Below are 19,058 nucleotides of genomic sequence, written 5' to 3'. Positions count from 1 at the left end.
GATGACGACGTCCACACGCTTTGGCCGCATTCTGATTCTGGGTGGCAATGGCCAGGTCGGGTTCGAGTTGCAGCGCAGCTTTGCGCCCTTCGGTGAGGTGAGTGCACCGCGCCGCAGTGAACTGGATGTCAGTGATCTCGCTGCGGTATCAGCCTGGGTGCAGGCGTATCAACCACAGCTGATTCTCAACGCCGCCGCCTGGACGGCAGTCGATAAGGCAGAAGATGAGCGCGACGGCGCGATGCGCCTCAATGCAGAGCTGCCTGCCCTGTTGGCCGAAAAAGCCACTGAGCTCGACGCCACCCTGGTGCACTACTCGTCGGATTATGTCTATCCGGGAGATGGGGATCAGCCGTGGCGTGAAGACAGCCCGACGTCGCCGCTATCCGTCTATGGCGAGAGCAAGCTGGCTGGCGATGAGTCAGTATTGGCCAGTGGCTGTCGTCACTTGGTGTTCCGCACTAGTTGGGTGTATGCCGCGCGTGGCAACAACTTCATGAAGACGATGCTCAAGCTGGGGCGTGATCGCGATACATTGAATATCGTCCATGATCAGATCGGTGCGCCGACTCCTGCGCGCTTGATCGCCCAGCTCACCTGTGAGGCACTGCGCCAACGGATCGACTCTGGGCTTTATCACCTGGCGCCGCAGGGCACCACCAGCTGGCACGGGTTCGCCCAGAGCATCTTCCGCCTGGCCATCGCGCAGGGGGAAACGCTGGCGATAGACCCGCAGACGCTGGGTGGCATCTCGACAGCGGAATACCCGACACCGGCGACACGCCCACTGAATTCCCGTCTTGCGCTGACGAAACTCGAGGTAGCACTTGGCCTCGAGCTGCCTGACTGGCAGTCTCAGCTGGCGCTGACACTCAAGGAACATCTGGATCGCTGAGTCAGCGGTCTCTGTCACATTGGCAGGTCATCTTCAGTGTGTGGCATCCCGCGGCACCTGATCTTCTTCGAATGAAACGCTAGACGTCGATACGACAAGGATTTTGATATGGCGCGCAAGGGTATCATCCTCGCCGGTGGTTCCGGTACACGACTGCATCCGATCACTCGCGGTGTATCCAAGCAACTGCTGCCGATCTACGACAAACCAATGATCTTTTATCCGGTCTCTGTCCTGATGCTGGCCGGTATTCGCGAGATCCTGATCATCTCTACCCCGGAAGATCTGCCGCAATATGAGAATCTACTGGGCAATGGTGAACAGTATGGCGTGAGTTTCGAGTATGCCGTGCAGCCGAGCCCGGATGGACTGGCGCAGGCCTTCATCATCGGTGAGGAATTCATCGGCGATGATTCGGTCTGCCTGGTGCTGGGTGACAACATCTTCCATGGTCAGCACTTCTCGGATCAGCTGAAGCGTGCCGCGACTCAGCCGAGCGGCGCGACCGTCTTTGGTTACCTCGTGCAGGACCCGGAGCGCTTCGGCGTGGTGGAGTTCGATGACTCTGGCAAGGCGATGTCCATCGAGGAGAAGCCGCTGAAGCCCAAGTCGCCCTATGCGGTGACAGGCCTCTACTTCTATGACAATGATGTGGTCGAGATCGCCAAGTCCGTGGAGCCGTCCGAGCGTGGCGAGCTGGAAATCACCAGCATCAACAATGCCTATCTGGAACGTGGTGACCTGCGTGTCGAGCGACTGGGGCGTGGCTTCGCCTGGCTGGATACTGGCACCCACGACAGCCTGCTGGAAGCAGGCCAGTACGTGCAAACCATCGAGCATCGTCAGGGCCTGAAGGTGGCATGTCTCGAGGAAATCGCCTGGACCAACGGCTGGATCAGCGACGAGCAGCTCGAAGAGCAGGGCACCGCACTCAAGAAGACCGGTTACGGCCAGTACCTGCTCAAGCGCCTGGATGACAAGCGCCGTGGCAACTACTGAGCTTGATACCTGAGTTCGACATCTGAGAGCGGGCGCTGTTGCCGGGTACGCATGCAGTGAAGTCAATGCTGATGTACCCGCTTTCCCGCAGTCCTCGCGAACATGGCGAGGACTGCGGGAATTTTCATTGCGACCTGCCACGCCTGCGTGCTATCGAAGCAGAGCCTTGCCGTGCCTGGGCCGGCAGGGCATCGAGCCTGTGACTGTTGAAGTGATATCTGTCCCCTACAAGGAGCGAAGACCGCATGAATTTTGAAAGACTCGCCATCCCGGATGTCGTGCTGCTGACCCCGCAAAAATTCGGTGATGAGCGTGGCTTCTTCATGGAGACCTTTCGCCAGAGCGAATTTGTCGAGCACTGCGGTGATTACACCTTCGTGCAGGACAACCACAGCAAATCCCGTCAGGGCATTCTGCGTGGCCTGCACTACCAGCTGAATCAGCCGCAGGGCAAGCTGGTGCGTGTGACTCAGGGCGAAGTCTTCGATGTGGCCGTCGACATGCGCAAGAGTAGTCCGACATTCGGTCAGTGGGTCGGTGCCCATTTGAGCGAAGACAATCAGCAGATGCTATGGGTGCCGCCGGGATTCGCCCATGGCTTCTATGTCATCAGCGAAACCGCGGAGTTCCAGTACAAGTGCACGGATTATTATGCCCCGGGGGATGAGTACTCACTGAAATGGAATGACGCCAGCGTGGGGGTCGAATGGCCGTTGGTAAATGGCGAAGCTCCGAAGTTATCAAATAAAGACTCGTTAGCTGTTAGTTTTTTTAGCGCTAACTATTTTTAGTTTTGCTGGTTTTCTTGCTACTTGAAAATTTATCTTCAGTTAAAATTCAATATCATTGAAGGCTATTCTTAATGAAAATTGCCATCGCAGGCACCGGTTATGTCGGTCTCTCCAACGCCATGCTGCTGTCTCAGCATCATGAAATCGTCGCGTTGGATATCGTGCCGGAGAAGGTGGAAGGCCTGAACCGTGGTATCTCACCTATCGTCGATAATGAGATTCATGAGTTTTTGGCGCGTGGAGATCTGAATTTCCGCGCTACCCTCGACAAGGAAGAGGCCTACCGCGATGCCGATTTCGTGATCATCGCGACGCCGACGGATTACGATGCCACCACCAACTACTTCAACACCAAGAGTGTGGAAGCGGTGATTCAGGATGTGTGCGACATTAATCCTGATACGGTGATGGTGATAAAGTCTACTGTGCCGGTAGGCTATACGGCTGAGGCGCGTGAGCGTTTCCAGACTCAGAATCTGATGTTCTCGCCGGAATTCCTGCGTGAAGGCAAGGCGCTGTACGACAACCTGCATCCGTCTCGCATCATCGTCGGTGAGCGCTCCGAGCGTGCCGAGGTATTTGCCGGGCTGCTCAAGGAAGGTGCCATCAAGCAGGGTGTCGATGTGCTCTTCACTGACAGCACCGAAGCAGAGGCCATCAAGCTGTTCGCCAATACCTACCTGGCAATGCGCGTCGCCTACTTCAATGAGCTGGATACCTACGCCGAATCACATGGCCTGGATGCCAGGCAGATCATCGAAGGGGTGGGACTGGACCCGCGCATTGGGCAGCACTACCACAACCCGTCATTCGGGTATGGGGGCTACTGTCTGCCGAAGGATACCAAGCAGTTGTTGGCCAATTATCAGGAAGTGCCCAACAACATGATCCAGGCCATCGTCGATGCCAACACTACGCGCAAGGACTTCATTGCGGAGTCCGTGCTCAAGCGCAACCCGCAGGTGGTGGGGGTGTATCGTCTGGTGATGAAGTCCGGCTCTGACAACTTCCGCGCCAGTGCCATGCAGGGCGTGATGAAGCGCATCAAGGCCAAGGGTGTGGAAGTGGTGGTGTACGAGCCGGTACTGGAAGAGGATACCTTTTTCGGGTCACGCGTCATGCGGGATCTCGAGGCGTTCAAGCAGGAAGCTGACGTCATTCTGAGCAATCGCATGGCGGAAGAGCTCGCCGATGTGGTCGACAAGGTCTACACCCGCGATCTGTTCGGCAACGATTGATTCTGAGCGCTGGTTCTTGATCGAAAATACAACGCCGCATCCACGTGATGCGGCGTTTTCATATGGGGTCACAGGGCACCGGGTAGAAGAGGGCATAGGTGAAGACTTTCATGCTGCTTGCCTGATGCCAAGGAGAAGGGCAGTTGTGTCAGGCTATCTCTCCCATGGAGTCCTCAATAGCCCTCTGCAGCGTGCGCTTGAGTGGCTCGTGCCATCCTTCATAGAGTCATCACTGGGTCAGGAAGGCCAGGTATGCCGTCATACGATTCCTTCGCTCGATCAGCTTCATCCCCCGTTGACGCCGATGTTTCCTCGGTGACGTCGCGTCCCGTGTCCTGCGGCGTTTTCCTGTTAGGTCTGCTCAGTCTGGTCCTGCCCTCTGGCTATAGCATCGGGCCGGCACTGCTGATGTTGATCAGTGGCTATGGGTTGCTGCGCGAACCGCGCACGCTTCTGCGGGCGCCTCGCAAGGAGGACATGGCCGTCATCGGCGTGATGGCGGGCCTCGTAGCCTTGTTGCTGGTGAGCATCCTGCTGCAGGGGGATGCGTGGCAGACGACCGGCGTGCCTATCCGCCTGTTGCTGGCTGTGCCGGTGCTGTTGCTGGTGTTGTCGTGTCCGCCGTCGCTGGGGGCGATGTGGGGTGGGTTGATCCTCGGCAGCGTGCTGACCGGCATCTGGGCGATGTGGCAGAAGCTGGTGTGGGGCGTACACCGCGCCGGTGGCTTTACCAACACCATCAACTTCGGCGATATCTGCATGTTGATGGGGCTGATGTGTCTGGCCGGACTTGGCTGGGCCATGAGTCAGCCAGGTGCCCGGCGGCGTTATTGGATACTGGCGCTGCTGGTTGGCGGGGCCTTCGGCATCATCGGCTCGTTGATGTCTGGGACACGCGGTGGTTGGATCGGTTTTCCCTTTGCGGCCTGGGTGCTGTATCGCAGTTATGGTGAGGTAATTTCACGCCGTGTGCTCAGGCTCGGTGTCTTCATGTGTGCTGGCGTGATCGCCTTGATGGTGATGATGCCGGCGACCGGTATCCAGCAACGTGTCGAGGCCGGCGTCTCGGATGTCACGAAGTACGTGGAGGACCGCAATGCCGGCACCTCCGCGGGGGCACGACTCGAGATGTGGCGGGGCGCTCTGCTGATGATTGCCGAGCAGCCGTGGCTGGGCAGGGGCGAGACGGGGTATGCCGAAGCGCGTGATGCGATGATCGAGCGGGGAGCGCTGAGTCGCCACGTTCAACCTTATGAGCATCCCCACAACGAGTTTCTCGATGCCTGGGTCAAGCGCGGAGTACTGGGCCTGCTTGCATTGCTGGCCCTCTATCTGGTGCCGCTGCGACTCTTCTACCGTCGCCTGGACAGCGACGACCTGACGTTGCGCTCACTGGCTGTCGCCGGCGTGTTGCTGCCGCTGACCTTCCTCGATTTCGGCATGACCTGGGTGATGTTCTCCCAGGCCAGCGGCGTGATGGTCTATGCCTTCTGGTTGGCGATCGTGTGGGGCACGCTGCGCGCCCACGAGCGTCGCCTTGAGCTGCAACAGGCAAGGCCGCGCTGAGCGACAGCCTCCCCATCCATTGCCGACCATCTCTATGTAATTGGTTGCGCCGCTGGCCTGCGCCCATGATCTCAAGGGGGCCCCTGGCCGTGTCGCCACTTTGACCTTGGCTGGCGAGAGGGCTACAGTACGCGCAAATTTGAGCAATCGCTCACGAATATTGACGTGCGGTGTGGAAGGCTGTTTCACCGCTCAGGAGAATGGACATGCAAGACAAGCTCAAGATCGACATCGTCTCCGACGTGGTGTGCCCGTGGTGCATCATCGGCTACAAGCGCCTCGAAAGCGCCATCCAGTCACTGGGCCTGGAAGACAGGGTCGAGATCGAATGGCAGCCCTTCGAGCTGAACCCGGACATGCCGGCGCATGGCGAGAACCTGCGCGCGCATTCTGAACGCAAGTACGGCACCACGCCCAAGGGCAGTGTCGAGGCGCGCCAGAACCTCGCCAACTTGGCCGCAGAGGAAGGGCTAGTCTTCAACTACTTCGACGACATGCGCATGGTCAATACCTTCGAGCTACACGTACTGCTCGAGTACGCCGCCGAGCAAGGCATGCAGCATGACCTGATGATGCAGTTCTTCGCGGACTTCTTCACGTTGCAGAAGGACATGTCGGACCGCGCGGTGATGGCGGACTCCCTGGCAGCGGTCGGGCTGGATGCCACGGAAGGCCTCGCGCAACTCGATGACGCCGAGGCGCGTGAGCAGGTCGTGCAGCACGAGAACCACTGGAAGCAGATGGGGATCTCCAGCGTACCGACCTTCGTCTTCAACCGCCGCAGCGCCCTGAGCGGTGCTCAGCCCAAGGAAGTGTTCGAGCAGGTGCTGAGCGAGCTGATGGCAGAGCAACAGGCCGAATCCGGCAAGTGATACGCCCGGCTACCTCTCCAGCGATTCACCCAGATGAGGGAGAATGATCCATGAGCAAGATCATGATTACCGGTGCCAATTCCGGTCTCGGCAAGGAATGTGCGCATCAGCTGGCGCAGCATGAGGATGTCGACACCCTCTATCTGGCCTGTCGCAACCCGCACAAGGCGGAGGCCGCGCGTCGAGAGCTTGAAAGCAGCACCGGGCGCAGCATCTTCGAGATCGTGATCATGGATGTTTCAGACCCAACCTCGGTACGCGAGGCGGTTGCCGCCTTCGATGGCACTCTGGATGGCCTGATGATGAATGCCGGTGGCCTTGGGGGATCGACCTTTCTTGATCAGACGCCCCAAGGGGTGACCCAGATGACGGCGAGCAATCTGCTTGGGCATGTGCTGCTGGCAGAAGAATTGCTCTCAGCGAACAAGCTGCGCGGTATCGTGATGTATACGGGGTCCGAGGCGGCGCGCGGTGTGCCCAAATTTGGCATCACTCGACCGGAGCTCAAGACGGGTTCCCGGGAGGAGTTCATCTCGATCTGTGATGGCAGTGACTTCGAGAGCGCCAGTGACCCGATGCCTCCCTATGCCTACGTCAAGCTGATGGGCGCGCTGTGGATCTCCTCTCTGGCTCGCCAATATCCTGACGTGCGTGCAGTCACCGTCAGCCCCGGCCATACCGCCGGCACACGGGTGGGGGATGGTCTGCCACCGCTCAAGAAGGCGCTTTTCAAGTCTGCCTTCAAGATTCTGCCGTTCTTCAAACTGTCACATGACCTTGAGTTCGGTGCCCGTCGTCTCGTTGATGTCATGCATGATGATCAGTACCGCAGTGGCATCTTCTACGCGAGCAAGGAGAAGGTACTGACCGGCCCGATGATCGACCAATCCACTCTGTTCGCGGACCTGGCCAATACTCAGTATCAGGACAATGCTCGGGCGGCGCTCTGGCACTTTCTGAAACGCTGACCGAGGTACGCTCCATAACGCACACGGCCCCGCTTTTCAGCGGGGCCGTGTGCGTTATGGAGCATCGAATAGCTGGGGAGTTAGAGCCCCGCCTTGATATTGCTCAGTTGCTGCATGAGCGTGTCCAGAACGGCGTCGACCTGCGCTTCGGTATGCTCACAGGAGAGGAAGAAGCGCAGACGGGCGCTCTTCTCCGGCACGGCGGGGTGCAGGATGGGCTGGACATTGAAGCCGGCCTCGAACAGCTGGTTGGAGAGGCGCGCGGCCACCAGGGAGCTGCCCAGAATCACTGGTACGACGGCAACGCCAAGGCTGTCGCCGACATCGAGTCCCAGTGCGCGGGCGCGCTTGAGGAAGTAGCCGGAGACGGCGTGCAAACGCGCGATGCGCTGTCTGGCGTCGTCGCCCTGGAGCAGTTCGAGAATCTTCAGCGACGGGGCGGCGACCTGGGCCGGCATGCCCACCGAGTAGAGGAAGCCCGGTGCGAAGTAGCGCAGCATGCTGACCAGTTCCTTGCAGCCGGCGATGTAGCCGCCGCACCCGGACAGCGTCTTGCTCATCGTGCCCATCCAGATATCGACGTCACGCGCAGTGATGTCGAAGTGCTCCCTCAGGCCGAGCCCGCGCTCGCCGAGTACGCCGAAGGAGTGGGCTTCGTCGACCATCAGCCAGCAACGGTACTTCTGCTTGAGGGCGATCAGGCGCGGCAGGTCCGGCACGTCGCCGTCCATGCTGTAGAGACCTTCAGTGACGATCAGCACGCGCTCGAACTTGCCGCGCTGACTGCTTAGCAGGGCTTCCAGCGCGTCCGGGTCATTGTGCGCGAAGGGCATGCGGCGGGCGCCGGACAGCTGGGCGCCGACCAGCGAGCTGTTGTGGATCCACTCGTCATGCAGGATCAGGTCCTTCGGCCCGAGCAGATAACCCAGTGTGGAGACATTGGTGGCGTGGCCGCTGACGAAGACCACCGCATCCTCGACGTCGTAGGTGCGCGCGACGGCGGCTTCCAGCTGTTGATGGATCGGACGTTCGCCGGAGACCGCGCGTGAGGCCGACACCGAGGTGCCATAGTGCGCGGCAGCGTCCGCCGCGGCCTTGACCACTTCCGGATGGCGCGAGTAGTCGAGGTAGTTGTAGCTGGCGAAGTTGACCAGCTCACGCCCCTCGATACGCGTCGTGGCGCCGGCGCAGCCTTCATGCACACGAAAGAAGGGCTCCGGCACGCCAAAGGCGGCGCCGGCCTGCTGCATCATGCTGAGTTGCTGATAGCCGGGCTGGCGATCGAAACGCACGAAATCATCGCTGATCTGAAGCGGTTCAGCGCTCTTGTGGGCGAAGATATCCTCATCGTTCGACTGGGTATTGGCCGGGCGAGTGCGGCGCGCACGCGCCTTGTCGAGCAGTTGCTGCTTCATGTCACTGGCGGATGAACCGGGGGAATTGCGGGTTGCCAAGAGTCGATTTCCTTACACATGTGATGCTGACCCAAAAACGGGCGCAAGAGCCTTGGCTCTCCGCCCGTCGGGTATCTTCAAGCTGATCGTGTGCGCTGACGAGGCATGGGCCTTGGCGAGAGCGGGGGACTGCTGTCAGGGCCCGAACCGGCAAGTTCCGTTTGCCTGTCACCGTCGCGCGAATGGGTCGACGTTACGCCAAGATGGCGCATGGCACCAGCCCACACCTGCCATCCGGCATCACGGCGTGGGCTGGGTGCCGGGGGAAGATGGCTACTTGCTGACCATCTCTCCCCGCTCTGTCACCGTCGGCGTCTCCCCGCCATGCTGCTTCACCAGCTGCGCCATGGCCTGGTCTTCCGAGCGGCTTTCGGCTTCCTCGTCGTCGGCATTGCCCATCTTGTGCATCAGGCGCTCCGCGAGTCGCCACAGGGTGGCGGCTTCGCTGATCATCATCACCGGAATGCTGATGCCCAGGCGCGCCTCCACCGCCGTCATCAGCTCGACTCCCATCAGTGAGTCGAAGCCCATGTCGTAGACGCTCTTGTTGACGTCGATGGCGTCTACGTCGATCAACAGAATCTTGCTCAGCTCGCCCTTGAGAATCTCGACGATGGCGGTCTGCAGCGCTTCGCCGCTCAAGCCCGCCAGTGCCGCGGCGATATCATCCTGCTGCGCCTGACTGTTGTCATCCTCACCGGCGCGGCGGGCGATTTCCTCGAAGCGCGGCGTGGCAGCGGTCGGCAAAAAGCGCGCCAGCGCGCCCCAGTCCAGTTCCAGCACGCCCAGTGAGTGACCCGGCAGGCCGAGCGCCTGGGCCTTCTGATCCGCGCTGATCATCTCGCCGAGACAGGCCAGTGCGTGGTCTGCCATCAGTGCGTCACCGCCGAGGCGATTCTTGAGTGCTTCACGGGTCTTCTCGTTGCGCGCCAGGAACCCGGCATCCTCGATCGCACCCCAGCGCGCGCAGGTAGACGGCAGACCACGGGCACGACGGTTGGCGGCAAGCCCCTCCAGCCAATGATTGGCTGCCACGTAGACGCTCTGTCCGGGATTGCCGAACAGCGTGGTGGCCGAGGAGTAGAGCACGAAGAAGTCCAGCGCATGCTTGGCACTCAGGCGATCCAGCAGGCGCGCGCCTTCCAGCTTCGGCGTCATCACGCGCTGGATGCGCTCGGCATCGAGGTGGCGAATCAGCGCATCATCGATCACCGCCGCGGCATGGATGATGCCCTTGAGCGGTGCGATGGCATCGTCCGTCTCACTGGTATCAGTCTCACTGGCATCAGGGGTCTTGGCGAAGCGTGCGAACACCTTTGATAGCGCGGCTTCATCGGCGACATCACAGGCCAGGGCATGCACTTTCACCCCCTGGGCCTCGAGACGCGCGACGCCTTGCTGCGCTTCTTCACTGGCCGCACCGGAGCGCCCGAGCAGTACCAGCTCACGCGCGCCCATCGCGGCCAGCCACTCGGCACTGCGCAGGCCAAAGCCGCCCAGTCCGCCGGTGACCAGATAGCTGCCAGCCGGGTCGAGACTCAGTTCGCCGGACAGGTCAGCCGGGGCAGAAGTCTCCGAGACAGTTCGCGCCTCGCTCAGCGATGCAGTCAGGGAGCGCTGGGTGACCACGACCTTGCCGATCTGACGGGCCTGCTGCATATAGCGGAAGGCTTCCACCACCTGGCTGGCATCGAAGGTGGTGTAGGGCAGTGGCGCCAGGGTGCCATCCTCGAACAGCGCCATCATCTCGCGGAACAGACGCGTGGTCAGGCCCGGGCATTCCTTCATCAGCTGATCGGAATCGATGCCGAAGTAACTCAAGTTGTTGCGGAACGGACGTAGCCCCATCGGGGTATTCTCGTAGAAGTCGCGTTTGCCCAGCTCACAGAAACGCCCGAACGGCTTGAGTACGCGCAGGTTCTGGGCGATGGCTTCACCGGCCAGCGAATTGAGCACCACATCGACGCCACGGGCATCCACGGATGGATCGCGCTGCTGACGCTTGGCGAGATCGGTCAGGATGTCTTCCGCGAAGCCGTGGCTGCGCGAGTCATAGACGTTCTCGATGCCCATCAGCGCGAGGAAGTCACGCTTGGCCGGTGAGCCGACGGTCGCGAACACCTCGGCGCCCAGCCACTCGGCGATCTGCAGCGCCGCGATGCCCACGCCGCCGGCGGCGCCGTGAATCAGCACCTTCTCGCCGGCTTCCAGACGCGCCAGATGCTTGAGCGCGTAGTAGACGGTGAAGAAGGTGGTCGGGATGGTCGCCGCGGCTTCCAGACTGACGCCGTGGGGCACATGAGCCAGAGCGGTATCCGCGATCACCAGACGGTCCGAGAAGCTGGCCGGGCCGAAGCCGACCACGCGCTCGCCGACCTTGAATTCGGCATTGGCGCCAGCCTGAGCGACGACACCTGAGAACTCGAGCCCCAGGCTCGGGCCGGAGAAGCCGTGTTCGATGGCCTCATCCGACAGCAAACCGAGGGTGTACATGACATCGCGGAAGTTGAGGCCGGTCGCCTCGACACGCACTTCCACTTCACCGTCTGCCACGGCGGGCAGCATGCGTGGCTGCCATTCCAGATTGCGCAATTGGCCGGGCTGGCTGAAGCCGAGGCTGACGCCGTGTCGCTGAGCGCCTGACGACTGCGAGCCTGAGATCTGCGAGAGGGAGCTCTCGCTACCAGCGGCCTGCTGAGGCGCCGCTACCTGGCGCAGACGTGTCGCGAAGCGCGCGCCAGTGGCATCCAGCACCACTTCCTGTTCATGGTCTGGCGCTTCGAGTTCCTGTACCAGCGCGTCGAACAAGGCCGGCGTGCTGGCGGCGTCGTGCTCCAGCGTCGGCGTATCCAGCAGGCGGATGGCCAGCGACTGGCTCTCGTTGGCCAGACTGCGTGCAAAGCCCCAGCTGGCCGCATCCGCTGGCGTCGTCGCTGCGGGCGCATTCTCTGTCTGCCACAGCGTCGCCACGTCATGGGTCAGCACCCACAGGGTTGGGGCGGGACGGCTGTCGTCCTGCTCCTGGGCGCTGTCAAAGGCCTGGGCGATCTGTGCCAGCAGCTGCTGACGCGCACATTGGAGGGCATTGGTGCTATCCGTACCGTTCTGCTCATCTGTCGCCGCAGCACCGGGCAGCGCGATCAGGTGGTCAACGTCGCCAAGCTGCTCGATCAATGCGCAGGCGTCCGCGGGCAGGCTGGCTGACAGGCGCTCATGGCTGACCTGATGACCGCGCGCGGCCAGCGAGTCGCTCAAGCTTGTCAGCAATGCCTGATTCGCCGGTGCCTGCGGGCTATCCAGCAACGCGATGGAGAGCGTGGTGGCTTGGTTTCCCACTGGCTCACTTGCCGCCGCCTGGTCTTCAGCGGTTTTCGCAAGAGCCGCAAGTGATGTCTGAGCCGCGAGCGGTGCCTGAGCGGCAAGCGTCGCGGACAGCCACCAGGCGCCTGATGTTTCAGTACCCAGGTGATCGCTGGCCAGACTATCGCTGGTCAGGTTATCGCTGACAGGCGCCGGTGAATCGATATCGAGGCCCAGCTGGGTCAGGAGACGTTGCCATTGCGCGATGCCCGGATGACTGCGCAGCTGCTCGCCATCATCGAGGGCCAGAATCGGGCCAGCCCAGGCCGCCGGTTCACAGCCACACAGCAGCAGCTGCGCGCCGGGTGCCAGACGGGCGATCAGCGCTGTCAGCAGCTCGCGCGCCTGTGACGGTGCCTCGAAGTCCAGATGCACGATGGCGAGCTGAGTCTTGCCAGTCGCGGCGGTATCCTGGAAGGCCTCGCCCGCGATCACGTCGATCAGCGGCAAGTCATCCTGCAGACGATTGGCTTCACTGAGGGCGCCGGTACTGGCGGCCACGAAGCGATAATCAAGCAACCCATAGTGACCTTTGCGTGCATCCGCCTCGCGCAGTGTCGCGAGGCGCTGGCCCAGCCAGGGGCCGCCGGCACCCAGCTCCAGCACATCAAGGCGCTGGCCGGCCGGCAGAGCGGCAAGTGCGCTGCTGATGCGCTGATCGAGCTGGGCGCTCAACCACTGCCAGCCGGCATTGCCGACCGCCGTCTTGAGCAGCGTCGGGATCAGCGGCTGGCGCAAGTATTCGAGCGCGGCACTGGCGTCCGTCGAGAGCAGCGCCTCGCGGTCTGCTGCCGCTTCATCGTCCTTGCTATCCGGCGTGGTCCTGTCACCCAACGGAGTGCCGTCCAACGGCATGCCGCGATTAAGCCATTCGTCCAGATGCAGACGCAGGCGACCGGCGGCGTGCGTCAGCGGGAACTGGCCCGGATAGTCACGTACCAGCAGCTGCCAGATGTCATTGGCGGCGGGCAGGTCCAGCGAGTTGATCTGCCAGTCGCCGCTGTCGAGTGCTTCCGTCAGGCCTTGTGATTCAGCCCAGTCGAGCAGGGCACGGCTGAACAGTGGACAACGGCGCTGCCAGCGCGACAGCGCCTCGTGATCGAGATGAGCCAGTTCCGGGTCGCCCGGTGCGGCGTGACGCAGCAGGGTCTCGTGGACGCTGGCGAGCATCAGGCTGTCGAGCAGCGGCTCCAGCTCATCGCGGAAGCATTGGCTGTCTGCCAGCGGATGAGTGGTGTCGTCGCTGCAGGCAAGCTCGGGCGCCATCGCCTCGGCGACCAGCGACTCCAGCGCCAGGGCGGCGGCAGGGCGCGGACTCAGCGGATGCGGTGCGGCAGTCAGTTCGATATCCAGGTAATCCAGATGCGCCGTGCCATCACGTCCCAGGCGTACGGCGCGGAAGCGGGCCTCTTCGGCAACCGCTACGGCGCGGCCTTCGGCGTCGAACAGCTCGAAGTCGGCGCACAGGGAGTGCGGGCCACGCGAGCGCAGCACCACACGTGCGGTGACGATCTGTGAGGCGCGTACCTGCTCACGCACCTGCAGGCGTCCGACGCGTACCGGCACGAAGGCCATGCCGTTGCTTGCCGCCATCTGGCCCTTGAGCACGCCCAGCAGCGGAATGAACAGCTGGAAGGCGCTGTCGAGCACCCCGGGGTGCAGGTGGAAGTCGGCGTCCTGGCTGGCCATTTCCTCGGTCAGCGAGAAACGGGCCAGCACCTGCGGACGCGCAGTGCCCGCTGCGTGATGGTCGGTGCCCGCGTCGATCCAGATCTGCTCGGCGGCGCGGAAATGCGGGCCGTAATGCAGGCCGAGTTGCGCGGCAGCCGCCACGTGCTCATCGCGACCGAAATCGGCGGCGCGAGTCGGCATGACCGGGGCGGCTCGCTCCAGCAGGCGTCCACGCGTGGCGGTGAAGGCGCGCGCCACGGCGTGCAGATTCCACTTGTCGGCATCTTCGGCGCGTGTCTCACGACTCTCCAGACGCATGGCGCCATTGGCGCTGTCCAGTGACAGACGGGTCAGGCGCAGCGTGCTGTCATCGAGCAGCAGCGGGGCACGAATCTCGAAGTCTTCCAGGTCCAGCACATCAGGTAGATAGTCTGCGTCGGCGCTGGCGGCCTGCCATTCGTGGGCGGCGGCCAGGCACTGCTCCAGATAGCCGGCCCCCGGGAAGACGGCGCTCTCGCCGACCTGATGATCGGCCAGCCACGCGACCTTCTGGGTATCGAGCTGGGCTTCCCAGGTCAGGCGTTGCTGGGCGAGACGATAGCCGAGCAGCGGGTGCACATAATGACGGTCCAGCAGCCGCTGGCTTTCGCTGGTGGTCTGGATCCAGCATGGGCTGCGTTGCCACGGGTAGCCTGGCAGCTCGACGAATTGACCGGCGACCGGGAACAGCTCGGTGATGTCGACGGCGCCGGAGACCAGTACGCGACCGCGCAGATGCTCCAGGGCGTCTACCCCGGCATGGCGACGGTCGAGACTGGCGAGTACCTGGCCGGCGGGCGCCTCTTCACTGCGCGCCTTGAGAATGTCGTTCAGATAGCTGCGCAGGATCGGGTGCGCGCCGATCTCGACCAGCAGGCGATGGCGGCCGAGGGCAGCGTTCTCTTCCGTCTCGGCGTGCCAGTTGACCAGCGACGTGACGGCGGCCTCGAACATGACCGGCTGACGGATGTTTTCCCACCAGTAGCGCGCATCCAGCTGCTCGCCGGCAATGACGCTGCCGGTGACGGTGGAGATGAACGGGGTATGCGTGGCGCGGGGCGTCAGGCCGTCGAGGGATTCGAGCAGGCCAGGCTTGATCGGGTCCATCGCCGGGCTGTGGAAGGCGTAATCCAGTCCCAGCACTCTTGCGAAGGTGCCCTGGGCGGAGAGCTCCTTGCTTAGCGCTTCCAGCAGCTCACGCTGACCCGCCAGGGTGGTGCCACGCGGGCCATTGATGCCGGCCAGTGACAGCGAGGCCCACTGCGGCTGCTCCAGCCATTCGCGCATCTCGCACTCGCCGAGACCGACGGCCATCATCGCGCCAGTGCCACGGGTGCGCCCCTGATGATAGCTGCGCTGGAAGATGACGCGGGTGGCCTGTTCAAGCGTCAGTGCGCCACTGGCCCAGGCGGCAGCGACCTCGCCGACACTGTGGCCGGTCACGGCAGCGGGGCGGATGCCACGCTCGATCAGCCACTCGGTGACCGCGACCTGCAGCGCGAACAGCGTCGGCTGGGCAATCTCGGTAGCATCCAGGCGGTTCTCGCCTTTCTCGCTCAGGCTGCCGTCCAGTTCCTTGAGCAATTCGAAGCCATTGAAGTCACGGAAGGCGGCATCGAGGCGCTCAAGACAGGCGCGCACGCTGGCGGACTCTTCCATCAGGGCACGGCCCATGCCGGCCCACTGGCAGCCATTGCCGGAGTACACGAATACCGGGCCACGCTCCTGTACGGGAGTCGGGGCATTCGGCGTGGCGCGCGGTGATGCACCATTGTCACTGGCGCTCGGCAATGACGGCAGACGGTCCGCCAGAGTGATGCGCGGATGGTCGCCGAGATCCCCTTCGCTACCGAGGGTATCGAGGTCCTCAAGCAGGGTGGTGAAGTTATCCGCGCTGAGCAGGGCACCATGCACATGATGCTCACGGCGGGCAGCCAGCTGCCAGGCGAGATCGTAGAGGCTGGGTGCCATGTCGTGGGCGGCGAGCTCACGCAGATGCTCTGCCAGTTCCAGCGCGGACTGCTTGAGCGCTTGTGGGGAGCGGGCGCTCAGGCGCAGCGGCGGGGTCTGTTCACCTTCAGCAGTCGGTTGCGCTACCGATTGTTCGGGGGCACTTTCCAGCAGCACATGGGCATTGGCGCCGCCGAAGCCGAAGGAGTTGACTCCGACCACCAGACGCCCGTCTGCCTTGAGCTTTCGCGGCTGGGTGACGATATCCAGATTCCACTCGTCAGTGCGAATCTTCGGATTCAGGCGCTGGATCTTGATCGTCGCCGGCACTTCACGATGCGCGATCACGCCTAGTGCCTTGGCCAGGCCTGCCACGCCAGAGGCGGTTTCCAGGTGACCCATGTTGCTCTTAATCGAGCCGATCGGCAGAGGGGTAGTCCGCTTCTGACCGATGGCGGCACCGATGGCGCGGGTTTCCAGCGGGTCACCGACCGCGGTGCCGGTGCCGTGGGCCTCGAGATAGTCGATCTCGTCCGGGCTGATGCCGGCCTGCTCGCAGGCCTGTTCCATCAGCTGGATCTGCGCCGCCGGGTTGGGCACGGTCAGGCCGGACTTGTAGCCATCGGTATTGACCACGGAAGAGGCCACCACGGCGAGGATACGATCGCCATCGGCGATGGCCTGGTCGAGATCCTTGAGCAGGAAGACGCCGCCGCCCTCGGAGCGTGCGTAGCCATCACCGGCTTCATCGAAGACCTGACAGCGGCCGGTCTTCGACAACATCGTGGCCTTGGAGAAGATCAGGAAGCCGTACGGATGCAGATGCAGGCTGATGCCGCCGGTCAGCGCCATGTCAGTCTCACCGCTTCTGATCGACTGGCAGGCCTGGTGGAAGGCGACCATTGAAGAAGAGCAGGCGGTATCCAGCGACAGGCTTGGGCCGTGCAGGTCGAAGGCATACGACAGACGGTTTGAGGCCACGCTGGAGGTATTGCCGGTCGCGGTATTCGGGCCGATGGCGCTCAGGTCATCCGCCATGCGGTAGGAGTAATCCAGGCTCGCGATGCCCATGAAGACGCCACAGCGTGAGCCGCGCATCTTCTCGGCGGGGATACCGGCGTGCTCGATGGCTTCCCAGCTCATCTCCAGCAGCATGCGCTGCTGGGGGTCCATGCTGGCGGCTTCGCGCGGGCTGATACCGAAGAAGGCGGGGTCAAAGCCCGTGATGTCGCCCAGCGAACCTGCGGCGAAGCTATAGCTCATGCCCGGGGCTTTCTTGTCCGGGTGCGAGAGAGACTCCTTGCTCCAGCGGTCGTCGGCGACTTCGGTCACCATGTCCTTGCCGGCCAGGAGGTCGTCCCACAGGGTGGCCTGAGTGGTGCCGGGGAAACGGCTGGCTGCGCCGATGATGGCAACGCGTCGGGTCATGACAAGCTCCTGAACTTCTGAGTCACGGCACTGTGGCGAGCATGTTTCGCAGTCGCCTTCAGCAGCGCACTTCCTAATGTATCGATATTGATGACGCGCGGATCGCCCTTGCGGCATTGCTCGTCAGTCTTGAAGGGCCCTTCACAATCGAGGGCCCACTCCATCAGCTCCGGGTCCTTGTCGCGCACGGCCGCCATGGTCTGGCGGGCGGTGTCGTCGGACTCCGGCAGAGCGCTGGACCAGATGAAACTGTCGGTCACGCCATTGGGCTCGCCCAGGGTCGTATAGACCTCGGGCATGATCGGCACATGGTCTCCATAGAAACACAGCAGCCCGCCGCGCGGCAGTCGCGCCAGCGCGGTGGTGAGCTGATCGATCATCGCATCGGCATTCACCAGATGCCGCAGATAGATGCCCAGTTCCTGGCACTTCTCTGGCAGGTCTCCGTCATACCACTCCGGCAGACGTGCGCTGTCGAAAGTTTCCAGATGCAGCGGGCCATGATTCTCCATGGTGATCACCTGGATGAACAGCGGGGTATCGCCGGCCTCCAACAGGCAGTCTTCCACCTTGGCGGCCACGGCGGCATCGCTGATGTACTGGCCGCTCTTGTCGGCATCGCTGAAGTGGGCGATGTCGAGGAATTCATCGAAACCGAGCTGTTTCAGCACCTGGTTGCGCAGGTAGAAGGTGCCGGGATAGGGATGGATGCACAACGTGCGATAGCCCATTGCCTTGTAGCTGGCGGCGAGATTCGGCACGGCGCGATGCGCCAGCTGATGGTAGGGGTTGAACTGGTGCACGCCGAGTTCCTCGGCGGTCAGTCCGGTCAGGAAGGCGGTTTCGGTGCGTACGGTGTTGGCACCCCACGCCGGCACGGCCAGACGACCGCACGGCAGTCCCTGGGCCAGGGCGGTGAAGTGGCAGCGGTCCAGGTTCGGCAGCAGATCGTCACGTACCCGAGGATAGACGCGGCGGGCGTCGAAGAAGGATTCGCTCTGCACGCTGACGACATGGGGCAGCGCCTTGATGGCGTCCTCGTCATCGAGTTCGCGCAAGGTATCGTCGAGTTCGCGCTGTGCCTCCTCCAGGGGATTTCGCAGTGGCGCCAGTGGGCGGCGCGCCAGACGCGCATAGGCCAGCAGGTAGGGCACCATGCCCAGCTCGCTCAGGTCGAACTCGGGTACCAGCATCACCTTGCTGGCCAGACGGTTGCCCAGGGCGTAGACCAGGAGGCTCGCGCCGAGCAGTACGCTGATCAATGGCACCAGCCATAGAGCGGCATTGCCTGAGTAGGTGGCTGAGAAGCCCAGTGCGGGTTCGAGCCAGAGTCCCAGGCCGATCGCCAGCGCCCCTGCCGTGGTCGCGGCGATGGTCAGCCCGATGCCGAAGAAAGGGATATACAGGCGCGGGTGCTTGATGGCGTCGGTGAAGTACTCGAAGTCCTGGCTGAGGAAGGGTTCACGCAGCGACACGTACTTGGTGTGGCTGACCTGCAGCACCACCAGCCACAGCGCATTGACGACGATCAGCGAGAACCAGGGCCGCTGGGTGATCAAGGTGCACAGTGACCAGCTGGCGCACCAGTACCCGACATGTGCCAGCCTGGCACTGACGGGGCGACGCCAGAATGCGGCTGGCGGTGTCGTCATCTGTTTCAGCAGCAGATGCTCAAGCCCCAGCGTCAACCCGAGGCCGACCAGCAGTGGCCCGGCCATGAAAGACACAAACGCAATGACAAACTCCATGTAATGCCGACCTCGTTAGCCTCTGCCGTCGCAGGGGCTGTGTAGTGTCCGGTCGAGTACTCGACCCTGATCAAGATCC

Annotated in this window: 10 protein-coding genes; 7 read left to right on the top strand and 3 right to left on the bottom strand. The window is 62.6% G+C overall.

What is annotated here, in order from left to right:
* Nucleotide 1: 1 nt before the first annotated feature.
* The 7 genes from rfbD (at nucleotide 2) to F8A90_RS11040 (ending at nucleotide 7,329) form a co-directional block, all read left to right on the top strand.
* Nucleotides 2–895, top strand: coding sequence for a dTDP-4-dehydrorhamnose reductase (gene rfbD / locus F8A90_RS11070; protein WP_200017182.1), 894 nt, complete (start codon nucleotides 2–4; stop codon nucleotides 893–895).
* A 108-nt stretch (nucleotides 896–1,003) separates the two neighbouring features.
* Complete coding sequence (gene rfbA / locus F8A90_RS11065) at nucleotides 1,004–1,894, top strand: glucose-1-phosphate thymidylyltransferase RfbA (protein WP_200017181.1); 891 nt, start codon at nucleotides 1,004–1,006, stop codon at nucleotides 1,892–1,894.
* A 245-nt stretch (nucleotides 1,895–2,139) separates the two neighbouring features.
* Nucleotides 2,140–2,685, top strand: coding sequence for a dTDP-4-dehydrorhamnose 3,5-epimerase (gene rfbC, locus F8A90_RS11060; RefSeq protein WP_200017180.1), 546 nt, complete (start codon nucleotides 2,140–2,142; stop codon nucleotides 2,683–2,685).
* A gap of 71 nt (nucleotides 2,686–2,756) precedes the next feature.
* Nucleotides 2,757–3,923, top strand: a complete 1,167-nt coding sequence (locus F8A90_RS11055; protein WP_200017179.1) for a nucleotide sugar dehydrogenase — start codon at nucleotides 2,757–2,759, stop codon at nucleotides 3,921–3,923.
* 252 nt (nucleotides 3,924–4,175) lie between these two features.
* Nucleotides 4,176–5,489 (top strand): O-antigen ligase family protein, encoded by a 1,314-nt coding sequence (locus tag F8A90_RS11050; RefSeq protein WP_200017178.1) that lies wholly within the window; start codon nucleotides 4,176–4,178, stop codon nucleotides 5,487–5,489.
* Nucleotides 5,490–5,695: 206 nt separating this feature from the next.
* Nucleotides 5,696–6,361, top strand: a complete 666-nt coding sequence (locus F8A90_RS11045) for a DsbA family oxidoreductase (RefSeq protein ID WP_200017177.1) — start codon at nucleotides 5,696–5,698, stop codon at nucleotides 6,359–6,361.
* A gap of 50 nt (nucleotides 6,362–6,411) precedes the next feature.
* The gene (locus tag F8A90_RS11040; RefSeq protein WP_200017176.1) at nucleotides 6,412–7,329 is read left to right on the top strand and encodes an SDR family NAD(P)-dependent oxidoreductase; all 918 of its coding nucleotides are present in this window, start codon (nucleotides 6,412–6,414) and stop codon (nucleotides 7,327–7,329) included.
* 80 nt (nucleotides 7,330–7,409) lie between these two features.
* Here F8A90_RS11040 and F8A90_RS11035 read toward each other — a convergent pair whose 3' ends face one another.
* The 3 genes from F8A90_RS11035 to F8A90_RS11025 all read right to left on the bottom strand — a co-directional run bounded on the left by F8A90_RS11035 (nucleotide 7,410) and on the right by F8A90_RS11025 (nucleotide 18,979).
* Nucleotides 7,410–8,744 (bottom strand): aminotransferase class I/II-fold pyridoxal phosphate-dependent enzyme, encoded by a 1,335-nt coding sequence (locus tag F8A90_RS11035; protein WP_200019995.1) that lies wholly within the window; start codon nucleotides 8,742–8,744, stop codon nucleotides 7,410–7,412.
* Between the two features lie 312 nt (nucleotides 8,745–9,056).
* Nucleotides 9,057–17,231, bottom strand: coding sequence for a type I polyketide synthase (locus F8A90_RS17580; RefSeq protein WP_233593293.1), 8,175 nt, complete (start codon nucleotides 17,229–17,231; stop codon nucleotides 9,057–9,059).
* Nucleotides 17,228–18,979, bottom strand: coding sequence for an LTA synthase family protein (locus F8A90_RS11025; RefSeq protein WP_200017175.1), 1,752 nt, complete (start codon nucleotides 18,977–18,979; stop codon nucleotides 17,228–17,230). The genes F8A90_RS17580 and F8A90_RS11025 overlap by 4 nt, the downstream gene beginning before the upstream one ends.
* Nucleotides 18,980–19,058 lie beyond the last annotated feature (79 nt).

The organism is Cobetia sp. cqz5-12 (genome assembly GCF_016495405.1).
Lineage (GTDB): Bacteria > Pseudomonadota > Gammaproteobacteria > Pseudomonadales > Halomonadaceae > Cobetia.
This window is presented reverse-complemented; position numbering and strand designations above follow the sequence as displayed.

What these genes read in the sequence shown, in the direction of transcription:
- rfbC (WP_200017180.1), top strand. Translation starts at nt 2,140, where the DNA reads ATGAATTTTGAAAGACTCGCCATCCCGGATGTCGTGCTGCTGACCCCG.
- F8A90_RS11045 (WP_200017177.1), top strand. Translation starts at nt 5,696, where the DNA reads ATGCAAGACAAGCTCAAGATCGACATCGTCTCCGACGTGGTGTGCCCG.
- rfbD (WP_200017182.1), top strand. Translation starts at nt 2, where the DNA reads ATGACGACGTCCACACGCTTTGGCCGCATTCTGATTCTGGGTGGCAAT.
- F8A90_RS17580 (WP_233593293.1), bottom strand. Translation starts at nt 17,231, where the DNA reads ATGACCCGACGCGTTGCCATCATCGGCGCAGCCAGCCGTTTCCCCGGC.
- rfbA (WP_200017181.1), top strand. Translation starts at nt 1,004, where the DNA reads ATGGCGCGCAAGGGTATCATCCTCGCCGGTGGTTCCGGTACACGACTG.
- F8A90_RS11035 (WP_200019995.1), bottom strand. Translation starts at nt 8,744, where the DNA reads ATGAAGCAGCAACTGCTCGACAAGGCGCGTGCGCGCCGCACTCGCCCG.
- F8A90_RS11050 (WP_200017178.1), top strand. Translation starts at nt 4,176, where the DNA reads ATGCCGTCATACGATTCCTTCGCTCGATCAGCTTCATCCCCCGTTGAC.
- F8A90_RS11055 (WP_200017179.1), top strand. Translation starts at nt 2,757, where the DNA reads ATGAAAATTGCCATCGCAGGCACCGGTTATGTCGGTCTCTCCAACGCC.
- F8A90_RS11040 (WP_200017176.1), top strand. Translation starts at nt 6,412, where the DNA reads ATGAGCAAGATCATGATTACCGGTGCCAATTCCGGTCTCGGCAAGGAA.
- F8A90_RS11025 (WP_200017175.1), bottom strand. Translation starts at nt 18,979, where the DNA reads ATGGAGTTTGTCATTGCGTTTGTGTCTTTCATGGCCGGGCCACTGCTG.